This window comes from Helcococcus massiliensis, from assembly GCF_900258485.1.
In the GTDB taxonomy this organism is placed as follows: domain Bacteria; phylum Bacillota; class Clostridia; order Tissierellales; family Peptoniphilaceae; genus Helcococcus; species Helcococcus massiliensis.
Window position 1 is genome coordinate 15,871 of sequence record NZ_OGVE01000004.1, and the last position, 19,952, is coordinate 35,822.

Sequence of the window (19,952 nt, forward strand, 5' to 3'; positions counted from 1 at the left end):
TCATATATTAATAAACTTATTAATTTTCAGTTATATTATTTAACCATTCCTTCTTTTGATATAGATAAATCATAAAGAATACTTTAATAAATTCCTCTAAGCTTACAATTGTAAATACCCATTCAATTGGTAAATCCAGTACAAGCACTCCTATGAAAGACATTGGAATTGCAAATAACCACATTGTAGATAATTCAAATATTAAAGGCTTCTTAGTTAGTCCTCCAGATCTAAAGAATCCTACAATTAGCATCCCATTTATGAATCTGAATGGAATAAATATTCCTCTAATAATTAATAATCTTATAGAAATGTCATATACATTCTTTTCAATACCAGAATATATCTTCATCAATAGATGTGGGAATCCTGATAATATTGTTAAAGATAAAACACCTATAATAATTGTTAATTGTATAAAATATCTAGCATACCTTTCAACTCTTTCTTGTTTAGATCTACCTAAATTTTGCCCTATAATAACTGCAGCAGAAGAGTTAAGTGAATTAACAATTATAAAGCATACATTTTGAATGGTACCTGTAAGTTGTATAGCAGCTGTAGCATCTTTTCCAATCCTTGAATAGGCTATAGCAAATAGTAATTGGCCAAGTGACCAAAACATTTCTGCCATAATTATTGGTGTTGCAATTGGAAAGAATTTTTTCATTTTTTCTAAATCAATTTTGAATAGTTTTATTGGTTTTACATTAAATAATTCATAATTATGTCTATTAATAAAAAATAGCAACAATATTACTTCAAAGTATCTAGCAATTATTGTTCCAAGTGCTGCCCCTGCAACTCCAAGAGCTGGAGCACCAAACTTTCCAAATATGAAAATATAATTGAAAAATATATTTAGAAAAAATGAAAGTACTGAAGCAAGCAATGGCTCTTTAACCCTATTCACAGATCTAAGTACTGCATTAAAACACATAGACATTGCATTTGGGAAAAATGTAAGTGCAACAAGTGTCAGATATGAAACGCCATAAACTTTAACTTCATCATCTGGTATTAATACATGCATAATCTGATTTGGAAATAATAAAGAAACTAGTGTAAATATAATTGATACAAATGTGGAAATTTGCATTATTAAGCTCAAATATCTTCTTACATTTTCTTCATCTTTGTTGCCAAAATATTGTGAAAAGAACACTCCGCCTGCACTTGATATACCAAAAATAATAACAGTAAAAAAGAATACATATTGATTTACAAGACCTACTGCGGCAATCTCTGCTCCACCCAATGAAGAAATCATTACGGTATCTGCCATATTAATAGAAGTAGATATCAAAAATTGTAATGATAATGGTAGGGCAACTGCTATAAGCGATCTTAAAAACCTTTTATCAGAAAAGAAAAACTTTCTATCTTTCATAAATAAATTAACCCCTTAATATTAAACTAAAATAGCACAAAGGATATTATATATTAAATTTAGAGATTTATACAATATTGTTAAATGAAGATAGAATAAGGTAGTTATGGCACTGTATTTTTTTATTACAAAGTTCTAAAGATCTTTTTTACTTAGAAGTTTCTCATTTTAATTGTTAATATTGGTTTCCTAACTTTCGTGTAAGTATATTTTAATTTTAATTTTGAGCCACTCACCTAAGAGTTCTTTTTCAACTACTTTTGCAAAAAGAACTTTACCGGCATCCATTAGTCTTGAAAATATAATATTATCTTGCCTTGGTACATATCCGATTTTTTCCTTTGCTAAAGTTTCTATACGAATGGCTTGGGGATCTGTTTCATTATCTGGTTCACGATAAAAAACTAAGCGATCTCCATCTTTTAATTGTTCACCTATGATTTCAATATTATCAATATGACTTGTGCCAGCTACATGACTATCAAAAAGATAAATATCCCTTTCAAAAGGTTTTGGTAAATCAAGTCCAGTTTCTTGGTTAATCAAATATTCTATTAAATTTCCTTGTTCTTTTTTTACCAAATCATTCATAATCATATCCTAATAAATTATTTATGCGTACTTCTTCTGTCATTATGGCTTCTTTGTAACTATCTATTTTCTCATTTAATTCTTTTCTCTTTTCCATTGTTTTATCATAATCTTCTAGATAAATTTTCCATATATATGGAGGACTAGTCTGAATTGAATCAATGTCAGCTTTTATAGTTTCTATTAAATCTTCCAATCTTTTAACTTCATCTTTTAAAGTTTTTGGACTTAAGGAATCTATATCGTCCATATTGTCAGCTGAAACTATTTCAAATATAATTTGTATAGTAGTTAAATCTCCATTCTCATAGGCTTCAGTTGCCTTATAAAATAATTCTTGTTGGTCTTCGCTTATTAAAGGATTTATGTCAGGATGAATTCGCTTTACAATTCCCTTATAAAGCTTTTTAATCAACTTAGAATCTTCATCTGTTAGAAAATCTAATTCTGCTTGCTTAAAAGCTATTCCTAAATCATAAATTTTTTGATTTAACTTTTCTTCATATTCACCAAACTCATCATCAAGTTGCTTTTCAATTTCTTCCATTCCTACTTCTTCTTGGCGATTCAACTTTGCTTGGATAAGTTCCTTTTTTCTACGTAAGCGTAGATAATCACAATATGCTCTATATAGGCTATTTTCAAGAACCCCAAATTCAAGCAAATAATTAGTTTTTAAGTTTTTACATACTACAAATTTAAGATGGTCTCTTTCAAAGATTAATTCTTCAAGGGATTTTCTTAATTCTAAAATTTTTGCCTTTGATTCTTTGAATCCTTGAAACTCAATTATCTGCCCCATAGTTTCCTCTTCTTTAATTCCTTTATCAAGTTTTAATAACTACTTCAACCATATATTTATTATATATTAATATTTCTTTAATTATAATACAAATTTCAAATAAGTAATTTATCGAAAAAAATCTTTTTCTACTTGTAAAATTTATGTAAAATAAGCCAATAGAGGTCACTTTTACTTTAAAATAGGGTATTCTTATATTAGGAAATAAAAACTTATGATTATTATTTTATGAATGATGTAACTTATTGTTAATAGGCAAGTAATTTTAAGGAGTAAAAAATGAAAAGAAGATTTTTTATAATACTGCTTGTTGGAATGACTATTTTTCTGACTGCTTGTCAACATATAGAGAAGGCAGTAGAAGACACCTTTTCTAAGCCCCCACAAAAAGCAAGTACAGAAAAAGAAAGTGATAATAAAAAGTTTTTAAGTAGTATAAAAGATGTCTTTATAGATAAAAGCAATAATAGAGTTTTTATTACAGATATCATTAAAGATGCTGAAGAAAAAATGGGATATGAATTTCCTACTTCCTTAAATGGTCATTTTAGTAGATATCTTACAGGAAATGATATCCATCGTTATTTGTCTAAAGAAGAAGTAATTGAAATAGCCAAAGAATATGATCAAAACAATTTTTTATTGAACACTAAAAAACGAGATGAAGTAATGGAAGAATTGTTTGACTTAGTTGGCGCCAGAGATTTTTATATTTACCAAACTAGATTTAGACTTCTAGATACCAGTATCTATATTTATATCATAAACCCTAACAATTCTGAACATGTTGATTTGTATTACTATAATTTAAGCATAGGAAAATGGATTATACAGCCTGAAAAACTTTCTGCTGATACTGATCCTATAGAAAATTCAATTTTATTTTCAGATATAAATTTTGATGCCTTTGAAAAAATAATCGACACAGGAAAAGAAGTCCTAAAAGAAATGGGTGATTATAGAGAATATAACATTATGAATAGGGACCTTGGAATTAATACTATAAGTGCTCATTTAGATGGAGAAGATTTAATATTTAAAGCAAAAGTAGAAGGTGTGAGAGAAGATTATAATTTAACCTTTGATAAAGATGGCAATTTAATCGAGAAAGAGAGGGCTTAAAATGATATGGCGATTAATACTGTTTTTTATGTATGTTTTTCCTATACCTTTTATTGGAATTCCAACCATTAGAACAACTCCAATTTTTGCAACAGTTCTCTTAGTCGTAGGGATAGTTCTTTGGTCTATACAATCTTATTTGATTTCACAGTTTATAACAAATCCTAAGAAAATGGCAAAAAAACACCAAAGAGTTCGAGACACTGGAAAGATTACTCAAGCCGAAATATTGGATAGTCAAAATATTGGTAGTGAAGATGGGTATCCTTTAAAAAATTTATTAATTCGATTTAAAAATCTGGCTGGTAATCCTGTAAAGGCAATTATTCAGCTTATAGATTCTAAAGAACATGAAAAAAGATTTGAACCAGGTAAGACTATAGATTTAAAACTAAATCAAAGAGGTTCTGATCCTGCATTCACTTTTGGAGAAGGAGAATTCATTACAGAATCTAGGCCTTGGGCTTGGGCATGGCTGATTTTTAATATTGTATATATGATAGTCTTTTTCCTAGTCACTTACTATTTCAAAAATGAAGGATATGGATGGAGATTTTTAAATCCATTCACCTCATGGTTATGGGCTCCAATTGCCGGGATTTCTATCTTAAAATATCTTCTTAAATCAGGTATTGAACAAGATATAATAAGTCAATACCATGAAATTTCATCTTCTAATTCTAAAAAAGATATTGGAGAGCTTTTATTATATGGTAGAAGCACTGAAGGGGAAATCGTAAGCTATGGGCAAACTGGACTTTATGTTAATGAACAGCCGCAATTAAGATTTAATATGAAATTTATAGATGATATTGGTAACACTGTAAATAAAAGCTTTAAAAAAGTTATTCCTTTAACCAAATTACATGAACTTAAATTAGGAAAAGTAGAAGTCCTATATCTTCCTAGAAATACTGATATATTTATGATTTCTTTTGTTGATTAGAAATAGAAAAAATATCCCTTCTTTGATTAGAAGGGATATTTTGTGTAAGTTTAAATTAGTCTTTATTAAAAAAATTTAATTCACCTTAATCCTTTATATTTTCCTTCTTCTCCAAACTCCTCTTCCTAAAATGACTAGCTAGTATGTATGCAAGAGAACTTAAAAGCAACAAAGATGAACCAATTTTAAATTGCTTTTTAAATAGCTCCATAGATACATTATCAACAATAAAATAAAAGCTATACACGGCTAAAACAGATATTATTTCATAACAATGGTAGCCTTTTAGTTTTTTATTTTTAATATCTTTTTTTGACCACACAAATTTTTTACCAGAATACTTTTCCCTTAAGTAAGATTGATAGGTGACATATAATAAGCCAATTGATATTAATACTAATATTATTCGAAAGATTGTTAGACTCATACTTATCCCCTTCCTTATAAGCTTTATAATTATCTACTACTTGTTATTTTCTAATTCATTTTCATTCACTATCGTTTCCTCAATCCTTTTCCCATTTCCATAATCTACTGTAATCACTTTCCAATAGACTTGATCTCGCAAATAAAAGGAGAATTTTAAGATATTTTCATCCCATTTAATATGGTAGTCCCCAAAATATATAGGTCTAATGGCATCATCTAAAAAAATATCATCTTTATTTAACTTTTCAACTACAAAAGCATTTTTCCTATCATAAATATTCAAGCTTCCTGAAAGTAAAAATGTACTTTCTTGGATGACTATTTCATGTTTTTTATTATCTGATTGAAATTCGTAATAATAATCGTCAGATTTAATCATTACAACCAAGCTTGCATATAGGAAAAATATTATTAAAGGTATCCAAAGCAATGCAATAAATATCTTGTATATTGTTTTTGAAGCTTTTCTCCATAAAACAATTAGACCCCATATTGACCAGGCACATATCATCAAGGCTAATATATAAAAGACTACAAAGATATCTATATACCATCCAAAGAGATTAAGTAAGAATGTATATTTTGTGTGAAAATTTATATAGTAGACTGAAAAAGAAAATATTGAGTACATTATTGAAAATATTATTATAGAATATTTAATTTTAGTTTTTTCTTTCATTTTTATCCTATTCTTCCCTTACATCCACTAAAGTCAAGACCATAGTCCTAGTTACTCCTTAACTAACAGAATTTTTCTTAATTATAAATTCTATTATAATTGAAATTATCGCAATTATAACTATGGAACTTACCCATATTAACCATAAATTATTTGTTAATCCACCACCAAGATCAGTTCTATTTTTCTGGAATATAAGGCCAATTATAAATCCAATTGGATATGCAATCGCAAAAATATAAGGCGTGATTTTTAGTTTAGTCAAGGTGCTAACAGTAATCGCAAGAAAAACACACAAAAACAAAATCATAGGAAATTGTTTCATACCATGAATGTCGAACAAAATATATCTAATTATGATGAATGAAAAAATTAGTATTCCTAAGGATACTAAAATTTTTCTATTAATCTTTTTCATAATAGTCTTCCTTTCAATTAAATTAGAGAAAATACATTTTACTTTTATAATATTTACACCACAACAATAAGAACTCCCTCTTCTCCAGCCGGAATCTCACTTTCTATCTTTCCATTACTAAATAAGGCTGCCCCGCCTCTCGCTATGCTATCACTATCTCTTTCTAAACAATGTGAATTAACATAAAGAAGCTTGTTTCCACACTTCTCAGCTTGTTCTGCATATTCATATTTTATAGTGTCATTCCATTCTTGGAAATTAAAATCTGTATACACAGGCCATAAAACTATATCCGTGTTTAATTCCTTCATTTGAATGCAATTTTCTTCATACCATAAATCACCACACAAGGCTATTGAAATAGATTTGTTTAAATAATTAAATTGTCTAAAACCTTCACCTTCGCAATAATGGAAATCTGCGATTGGTTCTTTCCAACCTATAGATACACGACTGAAATTATCTAAAATTTCTCCATTTTTATTTATAGTTAGTTGACTACTATATATTTTTTCTTTATCTTTCTCTATATATCCAAATGAAATAGCTACTTGATATTCTTTAGCTAAACTTTTAATTCTTTTTATATAATATGATTCCCTATCTAAAGCAATTTCTGTATCTTTTAAATATTCCCAAGTCAGACAGTCAAAACCTTGTAGAAAGCTTTCACCAAACACAAGCAAATCAACTTCTTTATAATATTTTTTTACAATATCTTTTATTTTTCCTAAATTATATTCTATATCGTTAGTTACGAAACCTACAGCAGCTAAAGCTATTTTCATATAAAATACCTCATATCATAAAATTGAAAAAAATCTTCCTTTAACTTTTTTACCTCAATACTTATTTAATCCATCAAGAATATTACAGCTTAAAAATAACCCCCAAAGCAGCACCACAAGCTATTATAGCTACAGGATGAATCTTTTTATATTTCCTTAAAATAAAGAGAAAGGCAGCAAAAATTACAATTTCAACATATTTGAATATATCTATGAAATTTCCTGTTTGCTTATATGCTTCAACATTAAATAAGGTCAAGACCATTACTGAAAACATAGCTCCGAAAATCAAGCCTGCTGTTGCTGGTCTTAGCATTTCAAACATATGATCTATGGTTTTGTTTTCTTTGAATTTAGATATTAGTTTGGAAATGATAAGAATTATAATGATTGCTGGTGCTACCAAAGCAAGGGTTGCAAGTATAGCTCCAGGAATCCCATAAGCCTTGTAACCAGCATAGCTTGCACAGTTTATACCAATTGCACCAGGGGTGGATTCTGAAACTGCTATCATGTCCAAAAGCTCTTCTGATGTAAACCAGTCATAATTTTGAGACATTTCCTGTAAAAATGGTATTGTCGCAAGTCCTCCTCCAACAGAGAAAAGACCTGTCTTAAAAAATTCCCACATTAGTATTAACATAAATTACCTTCTTCCAAATAAAATTCCGAGTATTCCTACCCCTATCACCATTAACACTGGAGAAATTTGTAAGAATGCTATTGCTATAAAAGTTAGGGCAAAAACAATAAATTTAATCCCTGTATTCGCATTTTTCTTTACTAGATTAATTACCGTATTTAAAACTAAAGCACAAACTGCAACCCTTATGCCTGCAAAGGCGTTTTGTATGTAAGTTAAGTGAGAAAATGCTTTTAAAAAGTTTGCTATTAATGTAATGATGATTATAGATGGGGTTATAAATCCGAAGGATGCAACGATTCCACCAAGATATCCCGCTTTTTTTACACCACAAAAGGTTGAAGTATTTACAGCTATAATCCCAGGAGTGGCTTGACCTATAGCATAATAATCAAGTATTTCTTCTTTACTGACCCATCCTCTTTTATCAACCAATTCTCTTTCTAACAAGGGTAACATGGCATAACCCCCACCAAAGGTAAAGAGGCCTATTTGAAAAAATGTTATAAATAATTCTAAATAAATCTTCATAATATAATCTCCTTGCCATTAATTATAGCATAGGTGTGAGATGATGGATTTGGTTTTAGTATTTTTAAATTTGCACATCAATTATAGAAAGTAGAAATATAATCTTTAACATCATTAACAGTTATTTCCATTTTAGAAACAACTGAATTTTTCCACCTCTTACAACAAAAAAGCAACCTGATTAAATCAAGTTGCTTTCAAATTATTCTATTGTAAATTCTATCCAACCCTCTGCCTTTTTCTCGATTATCTCACCTATACCAGCCTTAACTGTTCTTATATTTCTATCGTTAATAGGCTTTATATCGTGATTATTAAGAGCATTGTTACATAAGGCTACATCTAGTTTTGGATCAACGAAGTCAGAATAGTCTCCTTCAAAGTGTTTCACCACATCTCCAGAAAATACTATCTCTATAGCATACTCATGACCTTCATCATCCATATATTCTCTCAAGTTCTTTATCTTATTCTTTAATTTATCTATTAATTTTAACTTTTCAATTCTGAAGAGTACCCTGTATTTCATCTTAGCTCCTTTGAATTTTCAACATATAAGGCCAGTAATTTATTTATCCAATTTCTCTTCCAATCCCCTAAATAATATCTCTAAATCATCATGGATTAGATAGTCAGCTATTCCATCATTTCCACCTTCCTCTTTGTTAATCAGTATACATTTATCCCCTCTATAGAAATTGATAAAGCTTGCTGCAGGATATACAACAAGGGAAGTGCCACCTATGATTAAAACATCAGCATTAGTAATTGCTACAACTGCCTGGTTTACAATTTCTTGGTTTAAACCTTCACCATAAAGGGTAACATCAGGCCTAATATAACCACCACATTCACAATAATTGGCTCCCTTAGTAGGAATGATGTCCTCTGCCTCATACTTTCTTCCGCACTTCATGCAATAATAGTCTCTTAAGTTACCATGGATTTCCAATACATTTTTACTTCCTGCCATCTGGTGGAGACTATCTATATTTTGAGTCACTACCGCCTTTAACTTACCCATTTCCTCTAATCTTGCAAGGACTTTATGAGTAGTGCTTGGTTTCGCATCTTCATAAATTAGATTTTCTTTATAGTATTTGCTGAATCCTTCTGGATTATCTATTAAAAACTCATGGCTTAGCATATATTCTGGACTATAGCCTGTATCATTTTTTCTGTTATACAAGCCAGTTGCTGACCTAAAATCAGGGATTCCACTTACTGTCGATACACCTGCTCCACCAAAGAAAACAATATTGTTTGAAGATAAGATAAGGTCGTATATGGTATCGTATTTATTTTTGTCCATTGTTGAAACTCCTTTTTATATTTAGAAACTTTTCTTACATTTTGAACTGTCCTTACTAAGAAAGCCACCAAGTCCCATCGATATGTTGGAATAGGTCTCCTCTTTTTTCTGAAATAGTTTTTCCATCCATATCCTTTATCATAAATTTATGGTAGTATTCATAATCCAGGCCAGGCCCCCAATTTTCTTCATCCCAGCCCTCTTCTATCCAAGCAAAAATGTAAAGTTTATCATCTTTTATAAAAAGAAGACTTTCATTACCATTTAAATCTATTGTTTTTCTATAAGGATAATAAATTTCAAGTTTGTCATAATCACTCACCAAATGAAGTTCTTCACCTACTAGCCCAAGATTATATAAATTTAATTTATCCATTTCAAATTCTTTTATTTGATTTAAATATTTTCGAGGATAATATTCATAAATAGTCACATGCTTTTTATTGTAATCTGCTCGTAAAAAATAATAGCTGTAATCTATATAAATTGGTGCACTATATTGGATGTTTTTCTCCAATTCAAAAGGTGTAGATACTTCAGCTGTTTCAAAATCATAAAATTTTATGACTGATCCTTTATAATAACCATCATGTTCCATGATATTTTGAATATCATAAAAATCTTCATTCTCACTCAAACTAAATCCAAATCTTGTCTGTCCGTTGATCTTGTCCACATATTCACCGGTAATTTCTGAGAATTCTTTTATACTATTGTTTTCATTATCGATTATTATAATTTCTGGATCTTTATCAGTTAAAATTTCTACAACTTCCTCACCGATAATGATATAGTGAAAAATTGGAGCATCTTGGTAAATAGTATTTATTGATTTAAAATTTGATATAGCTGGTGAATCTTCTAATTTATAGAAGGGCCAGTATTCTTTATTGTCTTCTATCCACATATCTTCACGATAAGATTCATTTGCTACTGTATAGGAATAGATATTGTCCCATATGACCTTAATTTTTTTCTTATCATATTGGTTGTTAAAATCTTCAAGTATAATAGTAAAATAACCATATTGATAGCCAACAAAGCTAGCATAGTTATATTTTTCTATATTCTTTTTTGTTAACCATCTAGGCCAGGCTTTTCTTTTCATAATTTATTCCTTATAAATGTCTAATATATAAATAATTATATCATTTTTGAGAATATCTTTTGTAAGTTAGCTTGAATATCTTTTTTATAAGCTTGTAACTATAAAAGTAAAACACACCCTCTTGGGTGTGTTCAAATTTCACATTATTTCTTTTTTTTCAAAGACAATTTTTTTATTATAGTAGTCTATTTCAACATCTTCATTTGTGTCTATTTCATTACCATTTTTATCAATTAAATTATAACCTGGGTAAGGACTTGCAATTGCGTATCCATCATGGAATGATGAAAGGAAGGAGTATAGCTTGTCGCTTACTTTTTCAAAGTTTTCATCCATTATTTCATAAAGTCCTCGGTAGTTTCTCACAACGGAGTATCCAGTATCTTTATCAAAGGTATTAAAGTTAAACTTATCATTCAAGGTTTTATAGTCTAGGGTTTCTATATTCATGTAAGCACATACCCTTTCATCTAATTCAGGTACATAAGATTTAATAAAGGCATGATTATCAGCATCAGCCTCAGTTGCATCATCAAAAATATCCGGCATTACAATGTCACCATTGTCACGTATATATCCGTACTTACCAGATTTACCTACATAAAGATTTACATCAGAGTCTCTATTTAAATATATCCTATCTATATATGGATGAGGTGATTTGTTACCATCCTTGTCGATTAAGCCTACATGGTCATCAAACCTGTATGTTGTAATATTCTTAAATGTAAAATCATCGATTTCCATTTGGGCAGAATATTTAAATTGGATTTCCCCCTTTGTATTTATTATGGCATTTTCACCGTCTAGGGTTGTTATTTTTGCATAGCCTGATAAAGAAAATCTTCCAGCTAGTTTATATTCTTGATCAAATTGTTTTTGTCCCGCTTTATTTATATAGTAATAGTTTCCATCCTCCTTTACCGGTGCAAGTCCATGCATGAATGGTTCAGCTACTGTATATTTTAATTCAATTATTACATTTCCATCTACATCTATATATCCATATTTATCGTCAATGCAAGCAAGTGAAAGCCCGTCAGTAAATTCATGTACTGAATCATATGTTAAAGGTATAACTTCATTTCCTTCAAAATCAACAAAACCGCATTTGAAGTCTTTTGTAACAAGAACTCTGCCATATTCTTCATCTGGATAATATATCTCACTATAAGATCTTTTTGGATTGAACATTACTTTTTCATTTTTATCAATTACTGTTAATGGAGTATCTTTTACACCAAGATACATTTCATAATCATCAAGATAATATAGTTCACTATATTTGTCAGAAATAAGTTCACCTTCATCATTTACAAGAACTTTCATTCTTGCTATTTGTGCAATTGTAGTGTCTTTACCATTAAAAGGTTCAATTTTAAAGTAACCAACATGGTCTTCAATAATAGATTTTATAAGACTTGTATCAACGACAACTTCGCCTTGTCTATTTATTAGCACGTGAGAACTCTTATTGCTTTTTAACTTAACTATGCAGGTTCCATTTTCTTCGAAGTTTTTTACATCATAATATTTGCATTCAATAACTTCTTTACCATTTTCATCAACAAATCCCCAAAGGTCATTTCTTTTTACCGGTGTTAAACCAAAACTTGAAGCTTTTACATCTTCATAAATAGCATCTGTTATCTTGTTAAAATCTTTGTCACATAGTCCATATTTTACAATTTCTTGTTTCTTATTTTCGTATGTAAATGTGTATTTCTCCATATAAAGCTCCTTATTTTTTATTCTCATCTTTTCTACATTATGAGTATATAAAAAGAGATGGGTATTTAGTTACCCATCTTAAGAATCTATATATTTATTTACCATATGTTTTGTAAAATCTTTAAGCTTATCTCTTAGAGTCTGTGGACTTACCACTTCTAAAAGATACCCATATTGGATAGCAAAGTGAAGGAAGGATTCTTCACTCATATGAAAGGCGATGTCTACCATGTCTTCTGGATTTTCCTTGTTGGTAACCAAGGAAAAATTCATTCCTATTCCATCAACTATATATTTTAGATATTCTTCCTTAAGTCTAATGACAATTCCCTCATTTTTACCTGTCATCATGTAAAGTTTTTTACTTATAAATTCCCCTTGGTTGAATCCCTTTCCATTTTCTATAGCCTCTTCATAAGGTATAGCCTTCTCATCTAGGATTTCAACACTCATAATCCTATCAACCCTACGATTTTCAAATTGGTCAGACCTGTCAGCAGAACAAATTAAATAATAATGCCCACGGGAAATAGTTATAAAATAGGGACTTAATACCGTTTCATAGTGCTCTATGTATTCCTTATATCTATTGATTTTGAACACTCTAATTTTTATCTTCTTTTCTTGCTCAATGGCATCTTCAATGATTTTTATATGCTTATAGGTATCTTCATTTTTCGAATGGTTGGCTTTTTCGTAGTTTATATGATGCTTATACCTTTTTCTATCATCGTGGCTTAAGTCTGCCATAAGCTTATCTATAACTCTTTTTGAAACTTCTAAAGGAATTTGACTATCATAAATAGCTGCATCTATCAGGTATCTCCTATCCTCATCGCTTAAAACACTCCCCCCTATAACTTGTTCATTTTCGTCAATTAGTTCAAGGGTCTGAAGGTCAAGGATTTGGTTGTATAAGGTCTTTCTAGTGATGTCAATATCATAGTCTTTTTTTAAGTGATCTAAAATCTCACTACGCTTTAATTTTTTGCCTGTAGCATATTTTTCTAGAACTTTTAAGATATATAAGGTGGTGAGTCTTTGCATGATGTCTCCTTATAATATGGTTAAAAGAGGGGGATCCCCTCTTTTATTGGTTATTTTTTATATCTGCTTTTACATGTTCAGATAACTCAAGCATCAAGTAATTACAAATTATAAAATTCCTCTTATAGTTTCATTTATATATTCATTATGAGAAATACCAGTTGTCGTTGCATAATGTTTTGTCTTTATTAATTTAGTTTCTCTACCAAGTTCTTTTTTAATATGTTCAATATATTCATTCATAACATTATATACATCATTACCGAAACATAAGATTTGAGGATTGTTAGATCCAAAAGATTTAAGTATTTCTATCACACCATTTATTTGTTTAATTTTTGATTCATGTGTTTTTAATTCATTTTTAGCAACTTGTATTTTACTTTCTGGGTAACCATTGAAATCTCCATTTTTATCAATACATATTAAATCAAGCATCAAAGCACCCCAAAATGGAGTATCATATAGGGATAATGCTAATCTTTCATCATTATGTAAGGGTTTAGTATCAATTTTACCAGTTACTGGATTAGTATAATTTCTACCTTTACTCTTAGACATTGACATCAAATGGAAATTACCAAAATCTGGTATCCTTTCAACACCTTCTTTGAATGTTGAATAGTTCATGCCTAAACACACATAATCACTTTTAAGACCAAATTCATCGATTTGAGATTGTTCATTTATATTTTGTAATGTAATAATTCCCTTATCAAAAAACATATTATTTATTACAGATTTACCTTCATCAAAATTAAATTCCCAATAAGCAAAGCTAATTAAATTTTTGAATTTATTATTTTTCAAGTTTTTTATGTTCAACATAATTGTAATCCTCCCATAATTTCTATAATCTTCTATTGATTATTGCTATACAATTCATACCTACTATCAATTTATATGAATATCATATCAATAGTTCTGGGTAATATGTTACACGTTTTAATAAGATTATTTATTTATTATACCATTAAGGCAGCATATTATCGGAACAATATTGCTATTATAGAATCAATAACTTTGTTTAGAATTATCTTATATTTTGTTTAAGCAGTTATATCTCCTATAAGGTGATATTTCAACAGATTTTAGAATGTAGATCTCTCTTATGGCGATTTTAATTTTTTAATCAAAACTACCTGCATAGCGGGTGATTTATTGTTTCGTTAACTTACATTCACTCAAATCACTAAAGTAATCAACAACAAAAAAACGCAGAAAATTTTTCTGCGTTTTTATCATTACTAAAATATAATATACATGTTTTCTATTAAGTTATAATATAAATATTGCTGTTAAAAAACCAGCTATTGCAATAATAGCGTACCATAAAACTTTCTTATCTTTCATAAAAATTCCTTTCTAATTACAAGCTTGTCCTTCCAAATATGGTATCTCTCTAACCCTCGACTCCAAATCCAAAAGGCCTTTTTTCATATCTAAACCACCAGCATAGCCTACAAGCTTTCCATTCGCCCCTATTACTCTATGGCATGGCACTAATATCATAATTGGATTTTTGTTGTTTGCCATTCCTACTGCACGGCTGGCATTTTTATTTCCTATAGCACTTGCTATGTCTTTATAGGTACGTATTTCACCATAGGGAATGCGGGTGAGCTCTTTCCAAACTTTTTTCTGAAAATCTGTCCCTTCTAATTCGTAAGGAAAATCAAAGGTTGTTCTTTCTCCATTCAGATATTCCATGATTTCTTTGTAGACAAGGTCAGTAAAATCGGTCTTTTTATCATTATCACTTGTTTTATCAGCCCTTTGGAGCAATTTCAAGGTCTCGCCTTGATATCCGATTTTTAAGAATCCATAGGGGAATTTGTATATGGCGAAATCCATTTGAGGCTCTCTTTCTTTATATATGTTTTTTTCATTATCTATTTTCAAATAAATATAAAAAATCATATTTATCTAAGTTATCTGAAATATATAACTTATCATTTACAGAAATTTCATTGTCCATTATTGAAATTAGAATATCTTCATCAGCTTCTATTTTTATAAAATATTGCCAACCTTTTTCGTTGTTATTTTTTATTTCTAAAGTATTATAAGATGAAAGTTTGTCCAAAAACTTTTTATAGTCTTTCTTTTCTAATACTAGGTCTGTCTTGTTCTTGGTCATAGTTGTCTCTACTATAATATTTTTTATCTTATCTTCTTTAAGATCCAATATGTCGCCTAACTTTTGATGATTTTTACCTTGTTGGCAAGCTGTTAATAGGAGCAATGTACACATTGTAATGATTATATATTTTAGTTTTTTCATAGACAGCCCTTCCTTTCTTAATATTTTTATAAAAATAGCGTACTCTTAAGTAAAAATTTTCTTTATTTGTATTCCACAGAATTTTCAGCCACTGAAAATTCTTTATCACCTCTTTTTTCTATTTTATCTTCAAATGATATTTTTAGGTTTTTACCTAATGCTGTTGCTAATCTCTTTAGAGTATTTATTGATGGATTTGCATTACCATTTTCTATTTTACTAATATCTCCTTGGGAAATACCTGTAATATTTGATAGATCTTTTTGAGTGATTTCTTTTTCATTTCTAGCATCAATCATAGCTCTAATAATTTGAAATTCAGCATCTAAATTATCCCATTCTTTTTTAAATTTAGGATCTTTTAGTTCTTCATTTAGTAATTCTTTAAATGTCTTTCCCATATTACAAACCCTCCTTTTTTATGTAAATACTTCTATATTTTTTTGCTAATTCAATTTCTGATTTTGGTGTTTTTTGAGACTTTTTAATAAATCCATTTGTCATTACTATTTTTTTACCTACTGTAAAAAATATAATATTCTTGTTATATCATTTGATTGCCTTACCCTTAATTCAAATATTCCATCGCTTAAATACTTTGAGTAAGGAGATTTTAAATAATTCCCCTTATCTTCTAAGAGTTCTATTGATTTTAATAACTTAGATCTCATCTTAATATTTTGATTCTTTATAAAATCAACAACTGGTTGAGAACCATCAGCTTTTTCGTAAAAAATAATTTCGAATTTATCCATTTATTCCTCTCTATTCAAATTAATTATATATGTTATATCCTATATTTTCAAGTGTACAATTAATAAATTAGACCTTGAATACTTTGTAAATAAGAAATAATAGAATTTTTTTTGTCGATATTATATGTATTATAACAATTTAAACATCTAAACACATCGAATTCGACGCGTTTAAACTTAGATTTATTAAAATCATATTATAAATTGTAAAATTCTTTTCTTATACTGCCTATTCTTCTTAACTACCTTAGAAACTTGTTTATAATTTCTAAATAAGCCTTTACAACATAGCTAAAGTTATTAGTTTGATATTATAATTTTTCCCATCAGAAGCAATTGTTCGGATTTTCTGAACAAATGAATTTTTAACCAAATAAGTAGTTTCGTTGGCTATTTGGATACAATTTTTTAAAACTCTCTAATATTTCTTTTTTATCTGTAACAATAAAAATAGATGAAGAATCTTCTGCTACTATTTCAATTTCAGCTAATGGATGTTGAATTATAGCAAGATCATCTTCATATATGTGATTATTGTCTCTTGCCTTAGGAAGTTTATAGGTCAATATTTCTTCATCTGAAATAGTTTCTGGTATAGCGGAGAAAACAGCCCATATCCATTGAAAATTTTCTTTCTTCAAATAATCGATTAACTTATCTGTTGATAAAATAATATAGTCTTTTTCATTAATTAAATCAAATAACTCATTATTCAAAGGGTATGCCTCAACATCTGTTATTAGCCATTTATAATTAGTAATATATTCACTCATTGTATCTAAAAGTTCTAATAAATAAGAATATCCTTTTCTATCTCTAGTAGATATATATCTCATAAATACCTTCCATAATTGCAAATATCTGTTAGATTTTTCTGTCTCTTATCTTAATCTAAGTTCTTTCTGACAATACCAAAATTGGTCCAAAAACAATACCTTATTGACTTCTCTCAGAAAGCAAACTACCTATATAGTTTGCTATTACTGAAATTATGCCATATACCAATATACAAATAGCTGCACTCTCATTATAAAAGATAAATACAGCCGGGATAAATAACAAGCTTACAAGCAAAGAAAACAACCAATTAAAGGAATTTTTCATTCCATAAAGCAATGAAACTATTAAGCATACAATCGGAATTCCTAACAATAAAATGAACATACCACTTCCAGTATCTTTAATAAGAAATGGTAATAGATAAAAGGCAAGAATTATTACAAACAAATATGGTAACATTTTTCTAATTTTACCCATAAAATACCTCCTAAAATTTTTACTAACACTTCTAGAACCATGTTTATTGTCCTTTTAGTGAATTTACTAATTGATTCTACAGTTTAGGAATATACTATAATTAAACTTTTCTGGTTCTTGGGTTTCAGCTCACATTAATCCACAAGTTTTATATATTTTTCTTACTATAATAATACCATTTTTTAAGATATATGGTTATAAATTTATGCATATAAAATTTCTATTAGATAAAATAATGTGCAAGTAATAAGCTACTAATGGATGTATTTGTAAAGAAACTACTTTTTTGAATTATTTAGCACATTATTAATATATAACAAAACTATTGAATATTTTATTATTTATTGATAAAATATTATCAAGATGATTACATAACGAATTTGTTTTTAGTATTAGAGAACAAACTCTAACTATTTTTTTAATACTAGTACAATTAGTTATTTAATACTAGGGAGGTTTTTATGAAAAAAGCTTTATTTCTATTTATCCTTATACTATTATCATTTAATATGGCGGCTTGCACAAATAAGCAAATATCAACAACAGAAGATGTAATAAAGTTTATTGAAGAAAAAGGCAAGGATAATGTAGATTGGAAAGATTTCGAGCGTTTTGAAAGATTAAAAGATGAAGAACAAATATACGATTCAGTTGTTAATGTATATAAATTAGATGATGGCTCAAAATTAATTTTGACAGGTAATGGTTATGAAAATAAACCATTCCATATAAATATTGTAGATGGAGAGAAAGAAATAAACTTAAAATAATTAAGATAATTTGAGAATTATTTATCCCCAGATGATAATAAGCATCTGGGGATTTTCAATGTTAATAGCTAACTTTAAAATTGTTAATCAAATCTACAATCCAGCAAAATCAGTCTTCAAACTTCCAAAATCCAGTGCCTGTTTCTGGATCATATTTTCTATTTATCACTCCACCTATAACCGGTCTTAACTCAATCTCTGCGGTATAAGAAACTGTAAGTGATTTGATATGACCTCCTGCAACGCAGTGTTTTCCGTCCTCTTTGTAGGAAACTATAGCGTGTGTATGTTGATAGATTTCTCCATATTCGTCAGAAATAACATTTCCAGTCATAGATACAAGTTCAAGCATACCGCTAATTGTTCTAGTCTCAAACTCGTTAGTTTCTGGTATAAGTGTCTGTATTTCTGCCTCACCCAATCCCCCAATACCACTGAAGATAGCAGACATGATTTTTTCCTTCCTGCAGACATCTAAAATACATCCTATAACCTCATCATCTTTATCCATTCTAATGTATACTGTGTCGTTTATTTTTCTGTAGTCCATAGTTTATCCTCCATTAATTTAATTTCTTATAATCTCATTATAATTTATCTTATATTTCTTTTAATAATTTTAAAGCTAAATACAGCTTTCCAATATCATGGTTGGCACTATGGAGACCTTCAACTTCATAGGAACTCTCATTTAAAACATCACCTGCTTCAAGAAAGTTATAAAGCTCAAATCCATAAAAATCACAAGCCGCTTGAACACCTGCAAGTTCCATCTCTACCGCTATACATCCCTCAGACTTTCTCCTTGAGACAAGTCCACGAGTTTCACGAATCATAACATCTGTAGTCCATACCTTTCCCTTGGTATAGGGAGCTTTCTCCTTGATAAAAAACTCTTCGAGCTTATCGTGATTTTTAATATTAATGTAGTCTGAAGGAGCTGCATAATAATAAGATGCTCCCTCACCCCTATAAGCTTCAGTGGGGATAATGTACCTTCCAAAAGTTTTTTCCTTATCAAGGCTGCCACAAGATCCAAACATAATAAATTTATTTGCACCTGTAATCCAATTGACTTCTACACAATCTGTTGAGGCAAGGGCTGAACCAATCATTGTTAGATAAAATGCAAATTCTTGACCTTCAAAGGTGCTTTTATATACTGTCCTTGACCCATTTGCAGCCTCTATAGTTCCATTTTCTTGGCATTCAAAATTATCAAGTAAATAATCTAGCAGGCTTTTCGAAAATATTATCAAGCATTATTCTGCAATATTTTTCTTTTCTCCATAAAAGTCTTTTAAACTTATAACTGGCTCTGTGTCTTTATCAAAACTGTCTATTATCAT

25 protein-coding genes and 1 pseudogene are annotated in these 19,952 nt (G+C 29.1%); 3 read left to right on the top strand and 23 right to left on the bottom strand.

The window, feature by feature from the left end; translation table 11 throughout:
- Nucleotides 1-19: 19 nt before the first annotated feature.
- The 3 genes from C4Q29_RS04815 to C4Q29_RS04825 form a co-directional block, all read right to left on the bottom strand.
- Nucleotides 20-1,390 (bottom strand): MATE family efflux transporter, encoded by a 1,371-nt coding sequence (locus C4Q29_RS04815; protein ID WP_103981684.1) that lies wholly within the window; start codon nucleotides 1,388-1,390, stop codon nucleotides 20-22.
- Between the two features lie 189 nt (nucleotides 1,391-1,579).
- Entirely contained in the window at nucleotides 1,580-1,981 is a 402-nt protein-coding gene (locus C4Q29_RS04820; protein ID WP_103981685.1) for an HIRAN domain-containing protein, read from the bottom strand.
- Nucleotides 1,974-2,783, bottom strand: a complete 810-nt coding sequence (locus tag C4Q29_RS04825; protein ID WP_103981686.1) for a J domain-containing protein — start codon at nucleotides 2,781-2,783, stop codon at nucleotides 1,974-1,976. Before C4Q29_RS04825 ends, C4Q29_RS04820 begins: the two co-directional genes overlap by 8 nt.
- Before the next feature lie 279 nt (nucleotides 2,784-3,062).
- Here C4Q29_RS04825 and C4Q29_RS04830 point away from each other — a divergent pair, with 279 nt between their 5' ends.
- The gene (locus tag C4Q29_RS04830; RefSeq protein WP_103981687.1) at nucleotides 3,063-3,905 is read left to right on the top strand and encodes a hypothetical protein; all 843 of its coding nucleotides are present in this window, start codon (nucleotides 3,063-3,065) and stop codon (nucleotides 3,903-3,905) included.
- A 1-nt stretch (nucleotide 3,906) separates the two neighbouring features.
- Nucleotides 3,907-4,851 carry a hypothetical protein gene (locus C4Q29_RS04835; RefSeq protein ID WP_103981688.1) on the top strand — a complete coding sequence of 315 codons (945 nt, stop codon included), beginning with the start codon at nucleotides 3,907-3,909 and terminating at the stop codon, nucleotides 4,849-4,851.
- A gap of 85 nt (nucleotides 4,852-4,936) precedes the next feature.
- On the opposite strand, the gene C4Q29_RS04840 is transcribed toward C4Q29_RS04835, so the two are convergent.
- The 18 genes and pseudogenes from C4Q29_RS04840 to C4Q29_RS04925 form a co-directional block, all read right to left on the bottom strand.
- Nucleotides 4,937-5,278, bottom strand: a complete 342-nt coding sequence (locus C4Q29_RS04840) for a hypothetical protein (protein ID WP_103981689.1) — start codon at nucleotides 5,276-5,278, stop codon at nucleotides 4,937-4,939.
- Nucleotides 5,279-5,314: 36 nt separating this feature from the next.
- On the bottom strand, nucleotides 5,315-5,959 hold the full coding sequence (locus C4Q29_RS04845; protein WP_103981690.1) for a hypothetical protein: 645 nt from the start codon (nucleotides 5,957-5,959) through the stop codon (nucleotides 5,315-5,317).
- A 58-nt stretch (nucleotides 5,960-6,017) separates the two neighbouring features.
- Entirely contained in the window at nucleotides 6,018-6,377 is a 360-nt protein-coding gene (locus tag C4Q29_RS04850) for a hypothetical protein (RefSeq protein WP_103981691.1), read from the bottom strand.
- A 53-nt stretch (nucleotides 6,378-6,430) separates the two neighbouring features.
- On the bottom strand, nucleotides 6,431-7,165 hold the full coding sequence (locus tag C4Q29_RS04855; RefSeq protein WP_103981692.1) for a carbon-nitrogen hydrolase family protein: 735 nt from the start codon (nucleotides 7,163-7,165) through the stop codon (nucleotides 6,431-6,433).
- Nucleotides 7,166-7,247: 82 nt separating this feature from the next.
- On the bottom strand, nucleotides 7,248-7,808 hold the full coding sequence (locus C4Q29_RS04860; protein ID WP_103981693.1) for a chromate transporter: 561 nt from the start codon (nucleotides 7,806-7,808) through the stop codon (nucleotides 7,248-7,250).
- Nucleotides 7,809-7,811: 3 nt separating this feature from the next.
- Complete coding sequence (locus C4Q29_RS04865; RefSeq protein ID WP_103981694.1) at nucleotides 7,812-8,339, bottom strand: chromate transporter; 528 nt, start codon at nucleotides 8,337-8,339, stop codon at nucleotides 7,812-7,814.
- A 202-nt stretch (nucleotides 8,340-8,541) separates the two neighbouring features.
- Nucleotides 8,542-8,868, bottom strand: a complete 327-nt coding sequence (locus C4Q29_RS04870) for a DsrE family protein (RefSeq protein WP_103981695.1) — start codon at nucleotides 8,866-8,868, stop codon at nucleotides 8,542-8,544.
- Between the two features lie 39 nt (nucleotides 8,869-8,907).
- Nucleotides 8,908-9,651 carry an NAD-dependent protein deacylase gene (locus C4Q29_RS04875; RefSeq protein WP_103981696.1) on the bottom strand — a complete coding sequence of 248 codons (744 nt, stop codon included), beginning with the start codon at nucleotides 9,649-9,651 and terminating at the stop codon, nucleotides 8,908-8,910.
- A gap of 55 nt (nucleotides 9,652-9,706) precedes the next feature.
- Entirely contained in the window at nucleotides 9,707-10,759 is a 1,053-nt protein-coding gene (locus C4Q29_RS04880) for a hypothetical protein (protein ID WP_103981697.1), read from the bottom strand.
- Between the two features lie 138 nt (nucleotides 10,760-10,897).
- Complete coding sequence (locus C4Q29_RS04885) at nucleotides 10,898-12,490, bottom strand: WG repeat-containing protein (RefSeq protein ID WP_159459217.1); 1,593 nt, start codon at nucleotides 12,488-12,490, stop codon at nucleotides 10,898-10,900.
- A 78-nt stretch (nucleotides 12,491-12,568) separates the two neighbouring features.
- Nucleotides 12,569-13,537 carry a helix-turn-helix transcriptional regulator gene (locus C4Q29_RS04890; RefSeq protein WP_103981699.1) on the bottom strand — a complete coding sequence of 323 codons (969 nt, stop codon included), beginning with the start codon at nucleotides 13,535-13,537 and terminating at the stop codon, nucleotides 12,569-12,571.
- A gap of 108 nt (nucleotides 13,538-13,645) precedes the next feature.
- On the bottom strand, nucleotides 13,646-14,365 hold the full coding sequence (locus C4Q29_RS04895; RefSeq protein ID WP_103981700.1) for a hypothetical protein: 720 nt from the start codon (nucleotides 14,363-14,365) through the stop codon (nucleotides 13,646-13,648).
- Between the two features lie 537 nt (nucleotides 14,366-14,902).
- Complete coding sequence (locus C4Q29_RS04900) at nucleotides 14,903-15,391, bottom strand: methylated-DNA--[protein]-cysteine S-methyltransferase (protein ID WP_103981826.1); 489 nt, start codon at nucleotides 15,389-15,391, stop codon at nucleotides 14,903-14,905.
- Between the two features lie 34 nt (nucleotides 15,392-15,425).
- The gene (locus C4Q29_RS04905; protein WP_103981701.1) at nucleotides 15,426-15,821 is read right to left on the bottom strand and encodes a hypothetical protein; all 396 of its coding nucleotides are present in this window, start codon (nucleotides 15,819-15,821) and stop codon (nucleotides 15,426-15,428) included.
- 62 nt (nucleotides 15,822-15,883) lie between these two features.
- Nucleotides 15,884-16,222 carry a helix-turn-helix domain-containing protein gene (locus C4Q29_RS04910; protein ID WP_103981702.1) on the bottom strand — a complete coding sequence of 113 codons (339 nt, stop codon included), beginning with the start codon at nucleotides 16,220-16,222 and terminating at the stop codon, nucleotides 15,884-15,886.
- 1 nt (nucleotide 16,223) lies between these two features.
- Nucleotides 16,224-16,576 (bottom strand): annotated as a pseudogene (locus C4Q29_RS04915) (type II toxin-antitoxin system RelE/ParE family toxin).
- 365 nt (nucleotides 16,577-16,941) lie between these two features.
- Complete coding sequence (locus C4Q29_RS04920) at nucleotides 16,942-17,412, bottom strand: hypothetical protein (protein WP_103981703.1); 471 nt, start codon at nucleotides 17,410-17,412, stop codon at nucleotides 16,942-16,944.
- A gap of 100 nt (nucleotides 17,413-17,512) precedes the next feature.
- A complete protein-coding gene (locus C4Q29_RS04925) occupies nucleotides 17,513-17,833 on the bottom strand; it encodes a DUF2651 family protein (RefSeq protein ID WP_103981704.1) in 321 nt (106 codons plus the stop codon).
- Nucleotides 17,834-18,294: 461 nt separating this feature from the next.
- Between C4Q29_RS04925 and C4Q29_RS04930 the strand changes: the two genes are divergently transcribed.
- Entirely contained in the window at nucleotides 18,295-18,603 is a 309-nt protein-coding gene (locus C4Q29_RS04930) for a hypothetical protein (protein ID WP_103981705.1), read from the top strand.
- 109 nt (nucleotides 18,604-18,712) lie between these two features.
- Here C4Q29_RS04930 and C4Q29_RS04935 read toward each other — a convergent pair whose 3' ends face one another.
- Entirely contained in the window at nucleotides 18,713-19,153 is a 441-nt protein-coding gene (locus C4Q29_RS04935; RefSeq protein ID WP_103981706.1) for a PPC domain-containing DNA-binding protein, read from the bottom strand.
- Between the two features lie 49 nt (nucleotides 19,154-19,202).
- Complete coding sequence (locus C4Q29_RS04940; RefSeq protein ID WP_234994049.1) at nucleotides 19,203-19,862, bottom strand: nucleoside phosphorylase; 660 nt, start codon at nucleotides 19,860-19,862, stop codon at nucleotides 19,203-19,205.
- Between the last annotated feature and the right edge of the window lie 90 nt (nucleotides 19,863-19,952).